Source organism: Corynebacterium frankenforstense DSM 45800 (genome assembly GCF_001941485.1).
GTDB classification, from domain to species: Bacteria; Actinomycetota; Actinomycetes; order Mycobacteriales; family Mycobacteriaceae; genus Corynebacterium; species Corynebacterium frankenforstense.
On sequence record NZ_CP009247.1, the window covers coordinates 2,212,978 to 2,232,359 of the forward strand.

The following is a 19,382-nucleotide window of genomic DNA, read 5'->3' on the forward strand; positions in this document are numbered from 1 at the left end:
CGGTCCGGGCGGGTGCGCCCCGCCCATTCAATTCACGACGCCCGCGCACCTCACCCGGTGTGCGGGCGTCGCCGTCTGCGCGGGGAGGGCGAAGCGCCGCTGGCCGCGGCGCACCGTTGTTATCATTGCGATATGAGTGTCGTGTCCATGATCATCGAGGACCTGAAGAACGCCCGCGAGCACGATCCGGCCGCGCGCGGCGACGTCGAGAACGCCCTGGTCTACTCGGGTCTGCACGCGATCTGGTCGCACCGCGTCTCCCACTGGCTGTGGGTGCGCGGAGCCAAGGGCCCGGCGCGCATCCTGGCGCAGCTCAACCGCTTCTTCACCGGCATCGAGATCCACCCCGGCGCGACGATCGGCCGGCGCTTCTTCATCGACCACGGCATGGGCATCGTCATCGGCGAGACCGCCGAGATCGGCGACGGCGTCATGCTCTACCACGGCGTGACCCTGGGCGGGCAGGTGCTCACCCAGACCAAGCGCCACCCCACCGTCGAGGACGACGTGGTCATCGGCGCCGGCGCAAAGGTGCTCGGCCCCATCACCATCGGCAAGGGCTCCGCGGTGGGCGCCAACGCCGTGGTGACCAAGGACGTGCCCGCCAACTGCATCGCCGTCGGCATCCCGGCGCAGTGCCGCCCGCGCGGCCGCGACGAGCGCCGCCACCTGGTCGACCCGGACTACTACGTCTCCCGCGGGGCCTACGAGATCTAGCGGGATCCGGCGCCCGGTCGAGTCGGTCTGGGGCTTCGCCGCGGCGCGGCTCGGGGCGGGACCGACGCCCGCAGGTCGGCGCGCCGGTCAGTCCGCCGTCACCGGACGGCGCCGCTCGGGGGCGGGCAGGAACGCCGTGGCGCTGGTCGCCAGGAAGACCACGCCGAAGAGCACCCACAGACCCGGCGGCAGGTACGGCATGAACGCACCCGGCCGCCCGGTCACTGCGACGTGGACGACGAGCGTGTACCAGAGCCCGCAGAGCACCGCCGTCAGCGCCGCGGCCAGGTAGGGGAAGAGGATCGCCCAGAACTGGGCGTGCCGCAGGCTGAGCCGGGTGCGCCCGAGCAGCCACAGCGGGGCGAAGAACCAGTGCATCCGCGCCCGCTTGCCCATCACCGCCACGGCCAGCACCAGGCAGATCGCCAGCAGCGTGTAGGCGGCGGTGGGGATGAACCCGGCCGTGCCGTCGCCGTGCGGGCCGTACATGATCTGGCTGTCCATGTCGACGTGCCGGGCCCACTCGTCGGCCGGCTCAACCCGCAGGCCCCCGAGGTCCCGACCGCCGGGGGCGGAAAGATCCCCGTCCCCGGACTCGCCCCGCCCGTCGAGGGCGGCGGCGTCGAGGACGGGCAGACCCCAGTCCGGGTTGACCGGCGGGTCGTCGGAGAGCCCGGAGAAGGGCACCATGAAGCCCGGGTAGAACGGGCTGCCGCTCTCCGCGGGCCCACCCTGGGCCTGCTCCTCCTGCACGGCACCCTCCGGGGCCTGCTGCCCCGGGATCTGCTGCTCCTGCGCGGCGTCCTCCGGCGCCTGCTCCTCCTGGCCGGCGTTCTCCGGAGCCTGCTCGTCTTGCACGGCGCCCTCCGGCGTCCCGAACGTCCAGCCGACGTTGAGGACCTCCACGAGGACCCGCGGGTCGGAGCCGGCCAGCGAGTAGTCCGAGGCACGCTCCCGGGGAACGGAGGTCTCCCCCTCCGACTCGTAGGCCGAGGGCTGCCAGTAGACCACGCCCAGGCAGTCGTCCCCGAGCTCGCCGCAGACCTCCTCGGCCCGCGCCGGCTCGAGCAGCCGGTGGTCGCCGTCGACGACCACCGGGGCGTCGGAGAACTTCTCCGCAGCGGCGTGGTCGGCGGCCCACAGCGCCGCCTGCGCCCCGGTGAACCCGGCCAGCGGGATGGCCACCAGTGCCGTGGCCAACCCGACCCGCGACATCGTCCCGACGCGCTCCGCGGAGCGGATGCCCACCGCCGGCGAGGACCAGCCGCCGATGCGCCGCAACCCGCCGGAGACCACCCGGGCGAGGAACCGTCCGACGGGCCCGGCCAGGGTGGCCGCGAGGAACGGCAGGGTGAACACCAGCACCAGGACCACCCACCCCGGCGGCTCGGTGAGCATGCACCACACTCCGGCGACGATGTTCACGCCCGCCAACGTCCACCCCGCGAGCGTCGTCAAGCTCCACGAGCGCGTACGGGACTCTCCCGCACCCGCGTCCTCGCGCGCCAGCGTCTTGTCGACGCGGACCGTGCCCACGCCGAGCAGGTACAGCAGGACGATGACGATCGCCGAGCTCCAGGCGACGTCCAGCGGCGAGCCCCACGTGTGCGGCAGCTCCTTGTTCAGCCCGAGGAGGATGACGCGGAAGAGCGGGGTGGCCAGGAGCCGCCCGAGCACGACGGCGGAGGCGGTGCCCAGCACCGCGAGCAGGAGGCCCTGGACCATCAGGCGACGTCGGAAGAACGCGCCGGTCACCCCGAGGTTGCGCAGGGCGTCGATGGTGGGCCGGTGGTCGGAGACGAAGTTGCGGTGCGCCAGGCGGATGCCGGCGACGGCCGGGACGACGGCGATCAGGCTCATGTTGGTCACGCCGGCCTTGAAGTCCGGGCTGCCGCCGGTGGAGAAGGCGACGTAGAGGATCGTGCCGACGAGCGTGCCGATCACGACCGCGGCGAGCACGATGCCGCCGATGTAGGGCCCCGCCGTGGTGGCCAGCTCGTGGCGGTAGGCGGCGCGGGGCGTGGTCGGGCGGGCCGGGCGTGGGGTCTTCGGGCTTGGGTCCTCACGGTCCAGGGGCGTGGTCGCGGTGCTCACCGGTCACTCCCCCATCTCGAGGAGCGTGCTGGCGCGGCCGCCGAAGAGCTCGCGGTGCGAGCAGTAGACGACCGTCGCCCCGGTCTCGACGGCCTCGCGCAGGAGGTCCTCGACGACGGCGACGTTGGCGTCGTCGAGCGCGCTGACGGGCTCGTCCATGAGGACCAGCTCCGGCCGGGAGCACAGGGCCTGGGCGACGGCGGCGCGTTGCCGCTGGCCGCCGGAGAGCTCCTCGGGGAGGGCCTCGGCGAAGGGCGCCATGCCGAGGCGCTCGAGGAGCCGCGCGCGGCCGGCGTGGTCGAGGCCGCGGCCGGCAACGTTGACCGCGAGCTCGAGGTTCTCCGCGCAGGTCAGACTGGCCAAGAGCGTCGGGGCCTGCGGGGCGTAGCCGACGTGGCGGGCGCGCCACCGGGCGGCCTTGTTCGGGGAGCCGGCGGCCAGGCGCCTGCCGTCGACGAGCACCCTGCCCGAGGTCGGCGCGCGCAGCCCGGCGAGCAGGTCGAGCACCGTCGACTTGCCGCTGCCGGAGGGGCCGCGGACCTCGTGCAGGCCCGGCCCGGAGAGGGTCAGGGAGACGTCCTCGAGAATGGGACGCGAGTACCTGGAGTACTGAAAAGATACGTCTTCCCAGCTCAGCTGCATGGCCGAACCACATTTCCGGTCGATGGGGCAGGAGGCGCGGACGGCCCCCTGCTTCTTGCCGTATCCATGAGTAACGTCGCCCCCCCGCAGCGTCAAGGCGGTTCGGTGGGGACGTGCAAGAGTTCGGCGGGAGTTTACGTGTGGGTCACGGGGTGTTCGCTCCGCACGAGACGCTCAGGCGACCAGGTCGCTCTGGTCCGGGTTCTTCTCGATGAACCGCTCGACCGCTGAGCAGCTCGGGATGATCTTCTTGCCCGCGGCGCGGACCTCGCCCAGAGCGTGGGCGATCAGCTTGCCCGAGAGACCGCGGCCGCGGAAGGCCGGGTCGATGACGGTGTGGTGGAAGTCGAGGACACCGTCGGTGGTCTCGGCGTACTCGGCGAAGCCGGCGGGCTCGCCGTCGACGGTGACGGTGTAGCGGGTGTTGGCGGCGTCGTGCGCGAATTCTTCAGCCATGCCCACACTCTAGGGGCGCGGGAGTGGCGAGCGCAGGGGTTCGCGGAATGGGACCGGTGTTTGACCGCGGCGGGCCGGGGATCGGTCACCGCCCTGCGTCCGTTGCATGTGCAGGCACGCAAATGACTTTTTTGGACGCCTGGCACATGCAACCGCGGGGTGAAGAGTGGGCCGGAACGGGTCGATACGGCGACGGCCCCGGCTTGGCCCGCAGAATGCGGAGGGACGCTGGCCGGTTTTACCGACCGCCGGGCGGTAATCGCGTTTTGGAGCCGGCAGAACCCCAGGTCAGCAGATCGGCTGAAATCGCTTACCGACGCGAGGTCGGTAAAACCCTCGACGCAGAGCCCGTCCACCCCGGAAACACCGCTCCCCGCCCTGGAAACACCACTGCCCACCCCGGAAGCGTCGTGGTCCCACCCCCGGAAACGCCGCGATCCCCGGCCCGGTTACCCGGGACGGGGATCGTGTTGCGGTGGCCAGAGACAGGATCGAACTGTCGACCTTCCACTTTTCAGGCGGACGCTCTACCGACTGAGCTATCTGGCCAGAGAAGTTGCCTTCCGGCCTTCTCGGCGACCCTGAAGGGACTTGAACCCTCGACCTCCGCCGTGACAGGGCGGCGCGCTAACCAACTGCGCCACAGGGCCTCGAAATGAAGCGGTACCGTTAACCCGACCGGGCTGTGCGGTACGGGTCGTTACTTTACACAGAACCCAGATACCCAACAAATCAGCTGTTCACCGCATATTTTCGCGAGTCTCAAAAAGCCCGTTTCGCTCCCCTCCCGCGGGCGCGCGGAATACTGTCTCCCAGCCGTCACCGGACCGCTGCCCGACCCTCCCCGCCGAGCTCTTCCCGGCCCTCCCCGACAAGCCCGTGCCAACCCTCCCCTCGGAGCCCGTCCCGGCCGGTCGTCGGCATGGCCGTCGGCGGCCTTCCGTGGGGGAAAGTTGCAACGCCCCTCTGAAGCTAAGAGCACGCCCGAACACAAAAAGGCGCCGCCCGGGTTGAACCGGACGGCGCCTCGTCGGCGACCCTGAAGGGACTTGAACCCTCGACCTCCGCCGTGACAGGGCGGCGCGCTAACCAACTGCGCCACAGGGCCATGTTCTGTTGTGGGAAACCCCGGGGGACTTCCGTACCCCCAACGGGATTCGAACCCGTGCCGCCGCCGTGAAAGGGCGGTGTCCTAGGCCGCTAGACGATGGGGGCGTCCGACCACGCTCGCACGGGGCCAGCCCGTAGAAATATACGCGATCGGACCATAACCGCCCAAATCGTCGCCCACCCGCACCGCGCGAGGTACCGCACCGGGCGTCGGGCGGGACGTCGTCAAGCGGCGCACTCCCCGACCCCGGGGGTAGAATCTCCTGCATGAGTGCCCCTGTCGACCACTGTTGCGGCGGCTCCGGGACCCCGGGCGATCCGGCGGACGCGGAGCACGCCACGCACGGCTACAGCAGCGACCGCGCCGCCTATCTGCGCCGGCTCAAGCGCATCGAGGGTCAGGTGCGCGGCATCCAGCGCATGATCGAGGAGGACGTCTACTGCATCGACGTCGTCACCCAGATCAGCGCGGCGACCTCGGCGCTGCAGAACGTCTCGGTCACGCTGATGGACGACCACCTGCGCCACTGCGTGGCCAACGCGATCGACAGCGACGACGGCTCGGGCGACGAGAAGATCACCGAGGCGATGAAGGCCATCAAGCGGATGGTCAAGTCCTGAGCGGGCCCGACTGGTTCGACGTCGACTGGAGCGCGCGCTTCGCCGTCGGTGGCCCGCGCCCCACGACCGGGCTGCAGGGCATCTGCCTGCACACCACGGAGACGCCGGCGAGCGGCTCCGTGTACGCCGTCGCGCGGCATCAGTTGCGCGTGCGGGACGGCAGCTACCACGTGCTTGTCGACGCCGCGGGGCGACGGATGCGCGCGAACACGGACGACTGGTGCACGTGGTCCACGGGGAACCTGGGCAACCGGGTCCTGCTGCACCTCGCGTTCGTCGCCGAGGCGTGCTGGTCCCGTGAGGAGTGGCTCGCTCAGCCTGCGTTGCTCGCCGCCGGCGCGGACGTGACGGCGCACTGGTGCGCGCGCTACGGCATCCCGGCGCGCCAGGCGACGGTCGCGGAGCTGCCGGGGATCACGACGCACGACGCCACGCGCGTGTGGGGCGGCACCGACCACACCGACCCGGGCGAGGGTTTCCCGTGGGCGGAGTTCCTGGCGGAGGTGCGCACGAGGCTCGGGTGAGTGGGTGGGGCTCCGGGGCCGGCTGAGCGGGCAGATTTCTCACCGGGCCTGTACCGAATCGGCGGGTTTGCACCCCATCCCGTCGGCGCCGCGCGGGTTTTTACCGACTGTCCCACCCCTGCCGCGCGGGTTTTTACCGACTGTCCCACCCCTGCCGCGCGGGTTGTTACCGGACGCCGGTCGGTAATCGCGTTTCGGGGGTCGCGAAAGTGCAGGTCAGCGAGTTGGCCCACATTGCCTACCGACTCCCGGTCGGTAAAACCGCGCAGTCCGCACCAGGAAACGGTCCTTCCGGCCTCCGTATGACCCCGGAGAGCCGGCCCCACCGGCACACAGCAGCCCGGAAGGCGGCCGCCGCTGGCCCGCACTCCTCCCCGACGCGACGGCAAGGCCCGGCCCGGCCCGGCGAAGCGATCCGGGCCCTGCCCCTCACAGATACTGCCCCCGGAACACGGAAAACCCGCCGCGCCGGAACCTAGGTCCGACGCGGTGGGAAAACAGTGGGCCCCGTGGGGATCGAACCCACGACCTTCGGATTAAAAGTCCGCAGCTCTACCAACTGAGCTAGAGGCCCGTATCCGCCGCCAAAAGAGCGGAGTACCCGCCATAAAGCGGCAGGCCGAACGCCGGTGAAACGGCGAAGCGACACCGGTCATCCTAACGTGCAGGACAACCGGTGCCGCAATCAGCCCGCCGGTTGCGCGGGCCGCGTCCCGGCGTGCCGCCAGGCCGAGGCGACGACTGGATCCGTGCTCAGCCGAGGCCCGGCCGGCGCCGCGCCAGTGCCCGACTAACGGGGACGGCAACCGCCCCTAGTCCAGGCGCATCGTGCCGTTCTCGGCCAGGTTGATGTGGAAGGAGAACGCGGTGCCCAGGTCGTGCGGGGTGTGCAGCGCCTTGCCCTTGAGGGCGCGCTCGTAGTACTCCTCCAGCTGCGCACGGTAGTCCGGGTGCGCGATGGCGATCATCTTGGCCACGCGGTCACGCGGGGCCAGACCGCGCAGGTCGGCGTAGCCGTACTCGGTGATGACGACCATGGCGTCGTGCTCGGTGTGGTCGATGTGCGAGGCGAAGGGCACGATCGTGGAGATCTTGCCGTCCTTGGCCTCCGACGGGGAGATGAACGAGGAGATGTAGGCGTTGCGGGTGAAGTCGCCCGAGCCGCCGATGCCGTTCATCATCCGGGTGCCGGAGACGTTGGTGGAGTTGATGTTGCCGTAGATGTCGGACTCGATCATGCCGTTGGTGGCGATCAGGCCGACGCGGCGGATGACCTCGGGGTGGTTCGAGATCTGCTGCGGGCGCAGGATGATGTGCTCGCGGTAGTTCGAGGCCTCCTCGTTCATCTTGTGCGCGTACTCCGGCGACAGGGAGAAGGAGGTCGCCGAGGCCACGGTCATCTTGCCGGAGTCGATCAGGTCGACCATGCCGTCCTGGATGACCTCGGTGTAGGCCTGGATGTTGTTGAACTTGGAGTCGAGCAGGCCGGCCATCACGGCGTTCGGCACGTTGCCCACGCCGGACTGCATGATGTAGCCGTCGTAGCTCAGGCGGCCCGCGGCGACCTCGGCCTCGAGGAAGTCGAGGAAGTTGCCGGCGATCTTCTCGGAGATCTCGTCGGCCGGCTTGAACGGGGCGTTGCGGTCGGCCTCGTCGGTCTTGACGATCGCGACGATCTTCTCCGGGTCGACCTCGATGTACGGGGTGCCGATGCGGTCACCCGGCTTGGTGATCGGGATCGGGACACGGTTCGGCAGCTTCGGCATCTCCCAGATGTCGTGCATGCCCTCGAGCTCCAGGGACTGCCACTCGTTGATCTCGATGATGATCTTGTCGGCGGCGTCCATGTACTCGACGTTGTTGCCCACGGCGGAGGACGGCACGACGTTGCCCTCCTCGGTGATGCGCACGGCCTCGATGACGGCGACGTCGACGTCGATGAAGTTCTGCTGGACCAGCATGCCCATGTGGGACAGGTGGATGTCCTGGTACTTCATCGCGGCCGAGTTGATGGCCTTACGCATCGACGGGTCGGACTGGTAGGGCGCGCGGTAGTTGATCGCGTCGGCCTCGGCGAGCACACCATCGCAGTCGGGGGCGGTGGACGCGCCGGTGAGCACGTTGATCTTGTAGTCGTTGCCGGCGGCGTGCTCCTTCTTGGCGCGCTCGGCGATGGCGGTCGGCAGCGCCTTGGGGTAACCGGCGCCGGTGAACCCGGACATGCCCACGGTCGCGCCGTTGTCGATGAACTGCGCCGCCTCCTCGGCGGACATGACCTTGCCCTGCAGGGCTGCGTTGGCGATACGCTCGCTCATTGTCTTCCTTAGCTTGTCGACGTCTTGGGGTGCGGTTTCGCGCGGCTGGCCGCGCCACTTGACCCAATGATAGTGATACGTGACACGCAATGTCACCCGCGTCCTGCCGAAACTCATGACGATTCGCTGACCTGCAGCGTCGCGTCCGCCCGGTGGGCGGACGTCACCCCCGGCGACGCGCACGTCAATTGCCGACGCCGCGCGGCGCGACGTCGGCAATTTTTGGCGCCGTGGGTGCGCGTCCCCCAGAATGGGGCCGTGAGTTTACGCGTGGGAAATCTCGAGCTGGCCTCGCCGGTCGTGCTCGCCCCGATGGCCGGGGTGACCGACATGCCGTTCCGCATGCTGTGCCGGCACCTCGAGCAGGAGAAGATCGGGACCGTCTCCGGGCTGTACGTCTGCGAGATGGTCACCGCGCGTGCCCTGGTCGAGGGCAACGAGAAGACGCTGAAGATGACGCGCTTCCACCCCGAGGAGTCGCCGCGCAGCCTGCAGCTGTACACCTCGGACCCGAAGTACACCTACGAGGCCGTGCGCATGGTCGTCGACCGCGACATGGCCGACCACGTCGACCTCAACTTCGGCTGCCCGGTGCCGAAGGTGACCCGGCGCGGCGGCGGCTCGGCGATCCCCTACAAGCGGCGCCTCTACGCGAACATCGTCGCGGCTGCCGTGCGTGCCAGCGGCGACTCCGGCATCCCGGTGACCGTGAAGTTCCGCATCGGCATCGACGAGGAGCACCACACGCACCTGGACGCCGGGCGGATCGCCGCCGAGGAGGGCGCGGCCGCGGTCACGCTGCACGGGCGCACCGCCGCCCAGCGCTACTCGGGCCAGGCGCGCTGGGACGAGATCGCCCGCCTGGTCGAGCACATGGCCGGCACCGGGGTGCCCGTACTCGGCAACGGCGATATCTTCGCCGCCGGCGACGCGCGCGCCATGATGGACGCGACCGGCTGCGACGGCGTGGAGGTCGGACGCGGCTGCCTGGGCAGGCCGTGGCTGTTCGCGGAGCTGTCCGCCGAGCTGCGCGGGCTGCCGATCCCGGCGGAGCCGACCTTCGGGGAGGTCGCCGGGATCATCGAGCGCCACGCCCGGCTGCTCGCCGAGGTCGGGGGCGAGGAGCACGGCTGCCGGATGCTGCGCAAGCACATCGGCTGGTACCTGCGCGGCTTCCCCGTCGGCGGGGACCTGCGCGGGAAGCTCGCCCGGATCTCCTCGCTGGCGGAACTCTCCGCGGAGCTGGACCCGTGGCGCGACTCCCAGGTCGTCGCCGAGGACGCCTCGGGAGCGCGCGGGCGCAAGGGGTCGGCGGCGAAGGTCGCACTGCCCGAGGGCTGGCTCGACGACCCGGAGGACGAGACGGTGCCGGTGGGCGCCGAGATCGAGAACAGCGGCGGATAGGGGCCTCGGGCGGCCGCGGGGCCCCAGGCCGGAAGTGGGACGTGGGCGGCTGCACCGCCTCGGACGCGGGGGCGGGCCGGACGTGGGCCGGCCCGGACGGAAACACGCCGGGCACCACAAATGGCGGTAACCCATAAGTAGTGGGACATATGCACGCTCTGAAGTGCGTTGTTACCCGACGGTTAACCTAAAGTTCCCCCATGCGTAGCCCTTCGGACAAGGGCCTTTCAGACCGTTGCGGGTATCCTATTCGGCATGCGTGCAGCCTACCGTGAACATCTCGACTCGTTCGCCCATGACCTGATCGTCATGTGTGATCTGGTCAGCTCTGTCATGGACAAGGCGAACGACGCGCTGACCCGCGCCTCCCTGGAGTCCGCCGAGGAGGCGCTCTCCATGGACGAGGAGCTCGACGAGATCGTCGACCGCTGCGAGGCCCGCGCCGTCGAGCTGCTGGCCCTCGAGGGCCCCGTGGCCCGGGACCTGCGCCAGGTGGTCTCCTCGATCTACATCGTCGAGGACTTCCGCCGCATGGCCGCCCTCGCGATGCACATCGCCAACGCCGCGCGGCGCCGCCACCCGGAGTACGCGTGCCCCGAGCGGGTGCGCGGATTCTTCGAGGAGATGGGCCGGCTCGGCCTGCACATGGTGGCCAAGATCCGCGACCTGCTCGTCGACCCGGACGCCGACTCCGCGGTCAGCCTCAACGAGGACGACGACGCCGTGGACGACCTGCACGAGCACATCATGCTCGTGCTCACCCAGCGCGAGTGGCCCTACACCACCCGGGAGGCCGTCGACGTGGCCCTGATCGCCCGCTACTACGAGCGCTACGCCGACCACGCGGTCAACGTCTCCTCGCGGGTGATCTACCTGACCACGGGCCTGGTGCGCGAGGAGTACATCGCGCGCCGCCGCGACGAGGAGTCCCAGGCCGACGTGGAGCGCCGCTTCGCCGAGCTCGAGCGGCAGTTCTCCCACCGCCACGGGCGGTAGGGCCCAGGCCCAGGGCCCGCGGGACTCTCAGCTTCTCCCCCGGCTTTCGCGGCACTTCTGCGCCCCTGGAGACCCTGTCACCCGGGAAGCTCCGTGTCCCCGGCGGCGCGCGGGCACGGGCGTAGCGGCGCAGAGGTGCAGGGCCCCGCATGGCGCCGCCCCGGACACGGCGAAAGGCCTTCCCCGCAGCGAGCGGGGAAGGCCTCTTCCGTCTGCCGAGGTTTAGCCGAAGCGGCCGGCGATGTAGTCCTCGGTCTCCTTCTTGTCGGGGTTCTCGAAGATCTTCTTCGTCGGGCCGACCTCGACGAGGCGGCCGGGCTTGCCGGTGGCCTCGAGCGAGTAGAAGGCGGTCTGGTCGGACACACGGGCAGCCTGCTGCATGTTGTGGGTCACGATCACGATGGTGAACTCTTCCTTGAGCTCGTGGATGAGGTCCTCCACGGCCAGGGTCGAGATCGGGTCGAGGGCCGAGCAGGGCTCGTCCATGAGCAGCACCTCGGGCTCGACCGCGATGGCGCGGGCGATGCACAGACGCTGCTGCTGACCACCGGAGAGGCCGCCGCCCGGCTTGTCGAGGCGGTCCTTGACCTCCTCCCAGAGGTTCGCGCCACGCAGCGAGCGCTCGGCGACCTCCTTGAGCTTCTTCTTGTTCTTCTCGCCGGACAGCTTCAGGCCGGCGACGACGTTGTCCTCGATGGACATGGTCGGGAACGGGTTGGCCTTCTGGAAGACCATGCCGATGGTGTTGCGCACCGAGACCGGGTCGACCTTCGGGCCGTAAATGTCGTGCCCGTCGAGGAGCACCTTGCCCTGGACGGAGGCACCCGGGATGACCTCGTGCATGCGGTTGAGGGTGCGCAGCACGGTGGACTTACCGCAGCCGGACGGCCCGATGAAGGCGGTGACCGACTGGGCCGGCACCGAGAGGTTGACGTTCTGCACGGCGTGGAAGTCGCCGTAGTAGATGTTGACGTCCTGCAGTTCAAGCTTCGACATCTCTAGCTCCTGGTTCTCTTCTTCGTAAATTTCTCTCGATGGCCTCAGTGCTTCACGGAGTACCGGGCGGAGATGATCCGGGCGCCGATGTTCAGCAGGGCGATGATGATGACCAGCGTGAGGGCCGCGCCCCACAGCTTGTCGAGGACGGCGGGGGCCGTACCGGCCTTGTACATGTCCAGCATCATCAGCGGCAGCGAGGACTGCGGGCCACCGATCGGCGACCAGTTGATGATGTTGGAGGTGCCCACGAGGATCAGCACCGGCGCGGACTCGCCCATCACGCGGGCGATGGCCAGCATGATGCCGGTGATGATGCCGGACAGGGCGGTCGGCAGGACGATGCGCGCGATCGTCTTCCACTTCGGCACGCCGAGGGCGTAGGACGCCTCACGCAGGTCCGCCGGGACGACGCGGAGCATCTCCTCGGTGTTGCGGACGATGACCGGCACCATCAGCAGCACCAGGGACAGGGCCACGGCCATGCCGGACTTGCCCTGGCCGAGGACCGAGATCCACAGCGCGAAGATGAACAGCGCGGCGACGATGGAGGGCACACCGGAGAGGATGTCGACCATGAAGGTCGTGATCCGGCCGAGCTTGCCGCCGCGGGAGTACTCGACGAGGTAGATCGCGGTGAAGATGCCGATCGGGATCGAGATGATCGAGCAGATCAGGGTCTGCACGAGCGTACCGATGATCGCGTGGGCGGCGCCGCCGCCCGGCGAGGAGTTGGACACGCCGCGCTGCGACTGGGTCCACCACGACGGGTCGATGACGGTGCCGATGCCGTTCTTGATCACCACGGCGAGCACCCACACCAGCGGGACGAGCGCGATGACCATCGCCAGGTAGATGACCACCTTGGCGATGCTGTCGGTGATCCGTCGGGAGGAGGAGATCTGGTTGAACACGGGCCCGTCGGCGGAGAGCTTGCCGTCTCCGCCCGGGGTGACCTTGGTTGCCTGGGTCATGATTGTTTCTTCCCCACCTTCCTACTTGGACTTCACCATGGCGCGGGCGATGCTGTTGACCACGAAGGTCAGCAGGAACAGCACCAGGCCCGCGGCGATGTACGCGCCGGCGGAGATGTCGTTGTTGAACTCCGCGGCGGCGTTGGCGATGGCGGTGGCGAAGGTGGTGCCACCGTCGAAGAGCGAGAACCGGAACTGCGAGGACGGCGAGACGACCATGTAGAGGGCCATGGTCTCACCGAGCGCGCGGCCGAGGCCGAGCATCGCGCCGGAGATGTAGCCCGACAGGCCGAAGGGCAGCACCGTCATGCGCACGACCTCCCACTTGGTGGCGCCGAGGGCCTGGGCGGCCTCGATCTGCCCCTTGGGGGTCTGCACGAAGACCTCGCGGGCGGTGGCGGCGATGACCGGGAGGATCATCACGGCGAGGACCACACCACCGGTGAACATGTTGCGGCCGGTGCCGAAGCCCGGCGAGTTGTCGTAGGTGGCGAACAGGAAGAACCCGCCGGCCCAGCTGTGCAGCCACTCGTAGAAGTCGCCGAGGAAGGGCCCGAGCGTCTGCCAGCCCCACAGGCCGTAGACGATCGAGGGCACGGCGGCGAGCATGTCGACCAGATAGCCCAGCGGCTTGACGGCGCGCTTCGGGGCGTAGTTCGACAGGAAGATCGCCACGCCGAGTGCGATCGGCATGGCCAGCAGCAGGGCCACCAGCGAGATCAGGACGGTGACCGCGAACATGTTCGGGATACCGAACTGCATCGCGGTGGTGTCCTGGGTCTGCCAGGGGCCGGCGTAGGTCAGGAAGCCCCAGAGGCCGCCCTCGTTACGGGACAGCGAGGGGATGGCGCGAAGGATCAGGAACAGACCGATCGCGGCGATGATGATGGTGATCAGGGTTGCGGCGGCGGTGGACAGGAACTCGAAGACACGGTCACCCGGTCGCTTGACCCCGGCGCCCTTACCGGCCACCTTGGGTTCATCGGTGGCCGGGGCGGCGCCTCCGGTGGCGGTCTTACCGGCGACGGCCGGGTCCCCGTCGAGCATCTCGCGCTCGTCGACGTTCGGGGTGTTTGCCATGTGGCGGCGATCCTTCTTCACAAGATTTTTGTGTTTCTGGGGCAGTGGGCGTCCCGCCCGCCGGGCGGGGCACCGTCACGCTGGCGCCGCGAAGCCCCCGAGGGTCCTCGGGGGCGTTCTGCGGTCGGTCAGACGTGACCGGGAGGCTGATGAGCCTCGGTCAGGCTACTGGATGGCGTCGACGGCCGTCTTCAGGCGGTCGGCGTGCTCACCGGTGACCGGGATGTAGCCGCGGTCGGCCAGCTCGTCGTCCTGGTGGTCCAGAGCCAGGTTGAGGAAGCTCTTCAGGGTCTCGGCGGTCTCCGGCTTGTCGGTGCCGCTGTAGTCGGAGCAGACGATCTCGTAGGTGGTCAGGACCAGCGGGTAGGCGCCCTCGGTGTCCATGGCGAACAGGGCGTCGGAGTCGACGACCATGTCGTTGCCCTCGGTCTCGAAGGTCAGGTTGTCGAGGGCCTTGGTGACGGACTCGTTGCCGAGCTCGACCGGGCCGTGGCCGAAGTCGATGTTGGCGACCTCGACGTTGTCGTTCTGGTGGGCGAAGCCGGCCTCGACGTAGGTGATGGCGCCGGCGGTGTTGTTGACCTCGGTGGCCACACCGTTGGAGCCGTTGGCGCCGGAGCCCACGGCGGTCGGGAACTGCTGGCCGTCGGTCTCCCAGATGTCCGGGGCGGCGGCCTTGAGGAACTTCTGGAAGTTGTCGGAGGTGCCCGACTCGTCGGAGCGGTAGACCACGGTGATGTCCTGGTCCGGCAGCTCGGTGCCCTCGTTCTCCTCGGCGATGGCCGGGTCGTTCCAGTTGGTGATCTCGCCCTTGAAGATCTTGGCGACGTTCTCGACCGACAGGTTCAGGTTGTCGACGCCGTCGATGTTGTAGCCGATGGCGACCGGGCCGATCACGAAGGGCAGGTGCCAGGCGTCAGCGCCGCCGCAGCGGTCCTTGGCCGGGTCGATCTGGTCGTCCTTCAGCGGGGAGTCGGAGCCGGCGAAGTCCGCCTGGCCGCCGATGAAGTTCTGGCGGCCGGAGCCGGAGCCGGAGGCGTTGTAGGCCAGGCTGGAGCCGGTCTCGGAGAACTTGGTGCCGAAGTAGTCCATGGCGTTCTGCTGCGAGGAAGCGCCCTCGCCGATCAGCTCGCCGCCTTCGCCGCCCTCAGAGCAGGCGGCCAGGGCGACAGACGCGGTTGCGACGACGCCGAGGACGGCGGCGGAACGCTTGAAGTTCTTCATCAGGGAAACCTTTCGCGATGCGGGACTCGTGGATGTCTCGTAGAGATAGAGAGCAACCAACGGGCCGTGCGCCTTCACGCCGGGGCGTGGACATGCCGGCTACCTCCGTTGCTCACGTGGCACCAACCTAAGGAACCCATGCGTACGCAGCGACAATGTAAGATGAACGGCCCGTTAACGGTGGGGGTCGCCGACAGAAACTTGCTTATAGAGACCCTTGCAACCTGTGTGTTAACGGGCACTTGTCGTAGAGAATTCCGGATAAGATCACAGAGTCTGTCCGGTCATAACACCCCCGTGCGGGGGTATTAACGGGCAGAACTACTCAGCCGGCCCGTAGACCACGTGCCGCTCGGCCTCCGTGAAACCGCGGCGGTGGTACGCCTTGACCGCCGCCTCGTTGTCCGCCTCGACATAGAGGATGACACGGTCCGCGCCCCGGCGCACGAGGTGCTCGAGCCCGACCTCGAGCAGCGGGTCGCCGAGCCGGCGGCCGCGGAAGTCGGAGGCCAGCCCGATGACGTAGACCTCGCCGACGGCCTCGCCGGCCGGCCCGCCGTGCCACTTCGTCCAGTGGAAGCCCGCCAGCGGCGGCACAGAGCCCTGCGCGGACTCGGTCCCCTCTCCCCCGGCGGCGTCCTCGGCCCCGGTGGCGGTGACGGAGTCGCCGCCGCTCCACAGGAGCCACACGTCACCCGCGTCGAACCACTCGGCCTCCATGGCCCGCTCGAGGCGCCCGCGGTCCCAGCCGCCCTGCTCGGGGTGCCAGGAGAAGGCCTCGTTGTTGGCCTGCAGCCACGCGTCGAGCACCGCGTCGCGGCCGAAGCGGCGCTCGGACTCCGCCAGGTCGAGGGCAAGGAAACCCTCGCGCCCCACCTCGGCGACGCCGGGCGCGGTGAAGGAGACGGACGCGGCGTCGAAAAGCGTCTCCCCGGCGACGGCGAGCACGAGCAGCTCACGCTGCGCGCCGTAACCCAGCTCGCGCGCGAAGGCGCGCGCGGGCTCCAGGTCGCCGTGGGCCCACAGCGGGGTCGGCCCCAGCTTCCCGACGAGCGCGCGGCCCACCCCGGCGCGCCGCGCCTCCGGGTCGACGACCAGCTCGGCGGACTCCCCGTCGGCGGCCGCGAGCCCCACCAGGGCACCGTCGCGGGTGACGGTGAGGTGGCGGTGGCCCAGGCGGGCGTCGTCGAGGCCGAGCAGGAACTGCTCGGAGAGGGCCTCGAAGCCGTCGGCCTCCGCGGCGCGCGCGACCAGGTCGCGGGCGGCCGCGGCGTCGGGGGCTCCGGTGTGCACGGTGATCTCGCTTGCGGTCATGGCGCCCACCCTAGCCACGCGGGGCCCCGCTACAATGGCTCGTTGTGAAATTGTCCCGGAAACTGGTGCTCACCGGCGGCGTCGTGGTCGCCGTCGGCGCGTGTGGCCTGCTTGCCGACGCCGCGGTGGCCGCCCGTGCGGAGGCGCACGTCGCGTCCGCGGTGGCCCGGGAGTCCAACCTGGAGATGGAGCCGCGCGTCTCCATCGGCGGCAGCCCGTACCTGGCCTCGACGCTGACCGGCGAGATCTCCGGGATGAGCGTCGAGGTGCTCGACGTGGACACCCCCGGCTTCGGCCTGGTCAACGCCTCCACCCAGCTCGACGGGTTGAAGGTGACCGCCGACCAGGTGGTCACCGGGGAGATCTCGGGGGCGCGCGCCGAGCTGAGCACCCGGCGCATCAGCCTCGACGGGGTGGCCGTCGGCGAGCAGCTGGGGATGACGGACCTGGACATCTCCAACCCCTACGACATCTCGCCGACCGGCGGCGGGGCCACCGAGGTGCAGCTGACCGGCACGCCGGACGGTTTCTCGGACCCGGTGACGGTGCTGGCCACGCTGCGTCTCGACGGCGAGCACTTCACCATGCGCCCCTTCGAGGTCCTCGAGGCCCCCGAGGGCCGCGAGGAGGAGGCCGCCGCGGCGTTCTCCTGGGACCTGGACACCCGGGTGCTGCCGCTGGAGTCGCGCGTGGAGTCGGTGGGCGTCAGCGGCGGTTCCCTGCGCTTCGAGGCGCAGCGGCGCAACATCACCGTCAGCCTGAGCGACCTCGCGCCGATCGAGTCGTCCGAGGCCAGCGACTTCGACTCCACGGACTACGGCGCCGGCAGGTAGCGGGCGGCACAGGTCCCGGCGCGCGGCGCCGACAGGTAGCGGACGGCGCAGGTCCCGGCGCGCGGCGCCGACCTCAGCGCCGGGGACGGGACGCCGACAGGACGCGGGACCCGGGCGGCACAGCACGACCCGCGCGCGGCGCTCCTAGTGCCAGCGCAGGAAGTCGCGCAGCACCTGCCGCAGCGGGCGGTCACTGAACCGGGTCTCCTCGCGCGGGGCGAAGACCTCGATGGCGTCGGGCACGGTGTGCAGGCGGATCTCGTCGAACTCGCCGGCCAGCTCCCCGTCGACCTGGAAGTTGCGCGGGCGCACGCTGCGCAGCGTGAGGTCGGCGGCGTCGTCGACGCGCACGGTGCGCTTCTCGATGAACCGCTCGAACCAGCGCGAGTGCCCCATGCCCAGCAGGTGCAGCATGCCGGCCACACCGCCAACGCCGTCGAGGTGGGTCAGGCCGAACAGGCCGAGGCCGCGGTCGAAGGAGTTCGCCGGGTTGGTCACCACGGGCAGCGGTCCCAGGAAGGTCCACGGGTTCGTGTTCGAGGCGAAGAGCAGCGGCAGGTCGTCCAGCTCCATCTCCCCGCCGTCCACCGAGGTCGCGCGCACGCTGATCTGCGGCGGGTCACGGCGGATGCGGTTCCAGGCCAGAAGCGAGGTGGTCAGGTAGAGCAGCGGGGTCGCCGCGAAGCCGCGGGAGCGGGCGCGCTCCATCCGCGCGATGACGTCGGCGTCGATGCCGAAGCCGGCGTTGACGCCGAACCAGTTGCCGTTCCAGCGGGCCAGGTGGATCGTGCGGCGCAGGTCCTCGCGCAGCAGCCGGGCCAGCAGCTCCGCCGCGGCCACCGGGTCCTGCGGGAAGCCGAGCGCGCGGGCGAAGACGTTGGCCGAGCCCGTCGGCAGCAGCGCGAGCGCCGGCAGCTCGGCGGGCTCGGGGGCGGGCGCGCCCGGCTCGGCCTCGGCGATCCGGGTCGGGTCGGTGTCGTCGGCCGCGCCCTCGGAACCCGCGGCGTCGCCGCCGAGCAGGCCGTTGATGATCTCGTTGAGCGTGCCGTCACCGCCGACACCGATGACGACGTCGTAGTCCGCACGGGTCAGCCCGGCGCACAGCTCGACGGCGTGCTGCGGGTAGTGGGTGAACACGGACTTCAGCCGCAGGCCGGGCAGCGGCAGGAGGTGGGCGAGCACCTGCCGCATCACCTCGGGCCGTTGACCCGTCGAGTTCGGGTTCGTGATCAGGAGCGCGCGCATGCCCCCACCCTAACGGTCAACGCCCCCTCCCAGACCGCCGTCGTCACGCGCGCCTTGTAGCCTGGTGCGCATGAGCCACGAGCACGACAACGCGCAGAACAACCCCGATTCCCGGGCGGACACCGCCGCCGACGCCCAGGCCGCCGGAAAGGCCGCCGGGCAGGGCTCGGACCAGCAGCCGATGAAGGCGCGCACCCTCGACGGCAACGAGGCGATCAACCTCGCCGCCGAGCAGTCCAAGGACACCGCCGGGCGCAACATCCCGAACCTGGGCGACCTGCCCGTGGCCGAGGACACCGCGAACCTGCGCCAGGGCCCGAACATCCACGACGGCCTGCTCGCCCTGCTGCCCCTGGTGGGCGTGTGGCGCGGCACCGGCGAGGCGGACACCGCCGAGGACGGCCAGTACGCCTTCGGCCAGCAGGTCACCTTCGCCCACGACGGCGAGAACTACCTCGTCTTCGAGTCCCGCATCTGGAAGATCGACGAGAACGGCGAGGCGACCGGCCAGGACCAGCGCGAGTCCGGCTTCTGGCGCATCGACGCCAAGGACAACATCGAGATCGTGACCACGCACTCGACCGGCGTGGCCGAGATCTTCTACGGCAAGCCGATCTCCGAGCGCGCCTGGCAGGTCGAGTCGGCCTCCACCATGGTCACCGAGACCGGCCCGAAGGCCCTCGGCCCGGGCAAGCGCCTCTACGGCCTGCTGCCCAACAACCACCTGGGCTGGGTCGACGAGCGCATGGTCGACGGCGAGCTGCGCCCGCGCATGTCCGCCGAGCTGACCCGCTACGCCGGCTAGGCGCCGGCCTACCCGGGGTCAGGCGCGCACCC

Annotated in this window: 17 protein-coding genes and 5 tRNA genes; 7 read left to right on the forward strand and 15 right to left on the reverse strand. The window is 69.9% G+C overall.

The features are described 5' to 3' along the window. Nucleotides 1-132 precede the first annotated feature (132 nt). Nucleotides 133-717: a serine O-acetyltransferase EpsC gene (epsC, locus tag CFRA_RS09675; protein WP_075664486.1), complete on the forward strand. Its 585-nt coding sequence runs from the start codon at nt 133-135 to the stop codon at nt 715-717. An 87-nt stretch (nt 718-804) separates the two neighbouring features. On the opposite strand, the gene CFRA_RS09680 is transcribed toward epsC, so the two are convergent. The 7 genes from CFRA_RS09680 to CFRA_RS09710 all read right to left on the reverse strand — a co-directional run bounded on the left by CFRA_RS09680 (nt 805) and on the right by CFRA_RS09710 (nt 5,124). Next, on the reverse strand, nt 805-2,811 hold the full coding sequence (locus CFRA_RS09680) for an FtsX-like permease family protein (protein ID WP_075664487.1): 2,007 nt from the start codon (nt 2,809-2,811) through the stop codon (nt 805-807). Nucleotides 2,812-2,814: 3 nt separating this feature from the next. Beyond that, complete coding sequence (locus tag CFRA_RS09685) at nt 2,815-3,453, reverse strand: ABC transporter ATP-binding protein (RefSeq protein ID WP_075664488.1); 639 nt, start codon at nt 3,451-3,453, stop codon at nt 2,815-2,817. Between the two features lie 174 nt (nt 3,454-3,627). Further along, entirely contained in the window at nt 3,628-3,909 is a 282-nt protein-coding gene (locus CFRA_RS09690; RefSeq protein ID WP_075664996.1) for a GNAT family N-acetyltransferase, read from the reverse strand. Between the two features lie 476 nt (nt 3,910-4,385). Next, nucleotides 4,386-4,458: transfer RNA gene (locus CFRA_RS09695), tRNA-Phe, on the reverse strand. 27 nt (nt 4,459-4,485) lie between these two features. Further along, nucleotides 4,486-4,559: transfer RNA gene (locus CFRA_RS09700), tRNA-Asp, on the reverse strand. 384 nt (nt 4,560-4,943) lie between these two features. Beyond that, nucleotides 4,944-5,017 (reverse strand) — tRNA-Asp (locus CFRA_RS09705). A gap of 34 nt (nt 5,018-5,051) precedes the next feature. Continuing rightward, nucleotides 5,052-5,124 (reverse strand) — tRNA-Glu (locus CFRA_RS09710). 162 nt (nt 5,125-5,286) lie between these two features. Between CFRA_RS09710 and CFRA_RS11680 the strand changes: the two genes are divergently transcribed. Both CFRA_RS11680 and CFRA_RS11685 read left to right on the forward strand, forming a co-directional pair. Beyond that, a complete protein-coding gene (locus CFRA_RS11680) occupies nt 5,287-5,640 on the forward strand; it encodes a metal-sensitive transcriptional regulator (protein ID WP_075664489.1) in 354 nt (117 codons plus the stop codon). Nucleotides 5,641-5,726: 86 nt separating this feature from the next. Then, the gene (locus CFRA_RS11685) at nt 5,727-6,164 is read left to right on the forward strand and encodes an N-acetylmuramoyl-L-alanine amidase (protein WP_281247481.1); all 438 of its coding nucleotides are present in this window, start codon (nt 5,727-5,729) and stop codon (nt 6,162-6,164) included. Nucleotides 6,165-6,665: 501 nt separating this feature from the next. Here CFRA_RS11685 and CFRA_RS09725 read toward each other — a convergent pair. Beyond that, nucleotides 6,666-6,738: transfer RNA gene (locus CFRA_RS09725), tRNA-Lys, on the reverse strand. A 238-nt stretch (nt 6,739-6,976) separates the two neighbouring features. Beyond that, nucleotides 6,977-8,479: a succinyl-CoA:acetate CoA-transferase ScpC gene (gene scpC / locus CFRA_RS09730; RefSeq protein ID WP_075664490.1), complete on the reverse strand. Its 1,503-nt coding sequence runs from the start codon at nt 8,477-8,479 to the stop codon at nt 6,977-6,979. A gap of 258 nt (nt 8,480-8,737) precedes the next feature. Between scpC and dusB the strand changes: the two genes are divergently transcribed. Together dusB and phoU are read left to right on the forward strand one after the other, a co-directional pair. After that, nucleotides 8,738-9,883: a tRNA dihydrouridine synthase DusB gene (gene dusB / locus CFRA_RS09735; RefSeq protein ID WP_075664491.1), complete on the forward strand. Its 1,146-nt coding sequence runs from the start codon at nt 8,738-8,740 to the stop codon at nt 9,881-9,883. 255 nt (nt 9,884-10,138) lie between these two features. Continuing rightward, the gene (phoU, locus tag CFRA_RS09740) at nt 10,139-10,879 is read left to right on the forward strand and encodes a phosphate signaling complex protein PhoU (RefSeq protein WP_075664492.1); all 741 of its coding nucleotides are present in this window, start codon (nt 10,139-10,141) and stop codon (nt 10,877-10,879) included. Nucleotides 10,880-11,101: 222 nt separating this feature from the next. On the opposite strand, the gene pstB is transcribed toward phoU, so the two are convergent. The 5 genes from pstB to mshD form a co-directional block, all read right to left on the reverse strand. Then, nucleotides 11,102-11,875, reverse strand: coding sequence for a phosphate ABC transporter ATP-binding protein PstB (pstB, locus tag CFRA_RS09745; protein WP_075664493.1), 774 nt, complete (start codon nt 11,873-11,875; stop codon nt 11,102-11,104). 44 nt (nt 11,876-11,919) lie between these two features. Beyond that, nucleotides 11,920-12,849, reverse strand: coding sequence for a phosphate ABC transporter permease PstA (gene pstA, locus CFRA_RS09750; protein ID WP_075664494.1), 930 nt, complete (start codon nt 12,847-12,849; stop codon nt 11,920-11,922). Nucleotides 12,850-12,870: 21 nt separating this feature from the next. Further along, on the reverse strand, nt 12,871-13,896 hold the full coding sequence (gene pstC / locus CFRA_RS09755; protein WP_075664997.1) for a phosphate ABC transporter permease subunit PstC: 1,026 nt from the start codon (nt 13,894-13,896) through the stop codon (nt 12,871-12,873). A 198-nt stretch (nt 13,897-14,094) separates the two neighbouring features. Continuing rightward, complete coding sequence (gene pstS, locus CFRA_RS09760) at nt 14,095-15,156, reverse strand: phosphate ABC transporter substrate-binding protein PstS (RefSeq protein ID WP_156888097.1); 1,062 nt, start codon at nt 15,154-15,156, stop codon at nt 14,095-14,097. 318 nt (nt 15,157-15,474) lie between these two features. After that, nucleotides 15,475-16,467, reverse strand: coding sequence for a mycothiol synthase (gene mshD, locus CFRA_RS09765; RefSeq protein WP_075664496.1), 993 nt, complete (start codon nt 16,465-16,467; stop codon nt 15,475-15,477). A gap of 44 nt (nt 16,468-16,511) precedes the next feature. Here mshD and CFRA_RS09770 point away from each other — a divergent pair, with 44 nt between their 5' ends. Continuing rightward, nucleotides 16,512-17,300, forward strand: a complete 789-nt coding sequence (locus CFRA_RS09770) for an LmeA family phospholipid-binding protein (protein ID WP_075664497.1) — start codon at nt 16,512-16,514, stop codon at nt 17,298-17,300. A gap of 144 nt (nt 17,301-17,444) precedes the next feature. On the opposite strand, the gene CFRA_RS09775 is transcribed toward CFRA_RS09770, so the two are convergent. Continuing rightward, nucleotides 17,445-18,545 (reverse strand): diacylglycerol/lipid kinase family protein, encoded by a 1,101-nt coding sequence (locus CFRA_RS09775; RefSeq protein ID WP_075664498.1) that lies wholly within the window; start codon nt 18,543-18,545, stop codon nt 17,445-17,447. Nucleotides 18,546-18,726: 181 nt separating this feature from the next. Here CFRA_RS09775 and CFRA_RS09780 point away from each other — a divergent pair, with 181 nt between their 5' ends. Continuing rightward, the gene (locus CFRA_RS09780; RefSeq protein WP_075664998.1) at nt 18,727-19,350 is read left to right on the forward strand and encodes a heme-binding beta-barrel domain-containing protein; all 624 of its coding nucleotides are present in this window, start codon (nt 18,727-18,729) and stop codon (nt 19,348-19,350) included. Nucleotides 19,351-19,382 lie beyond the last annotated feature (32 nt).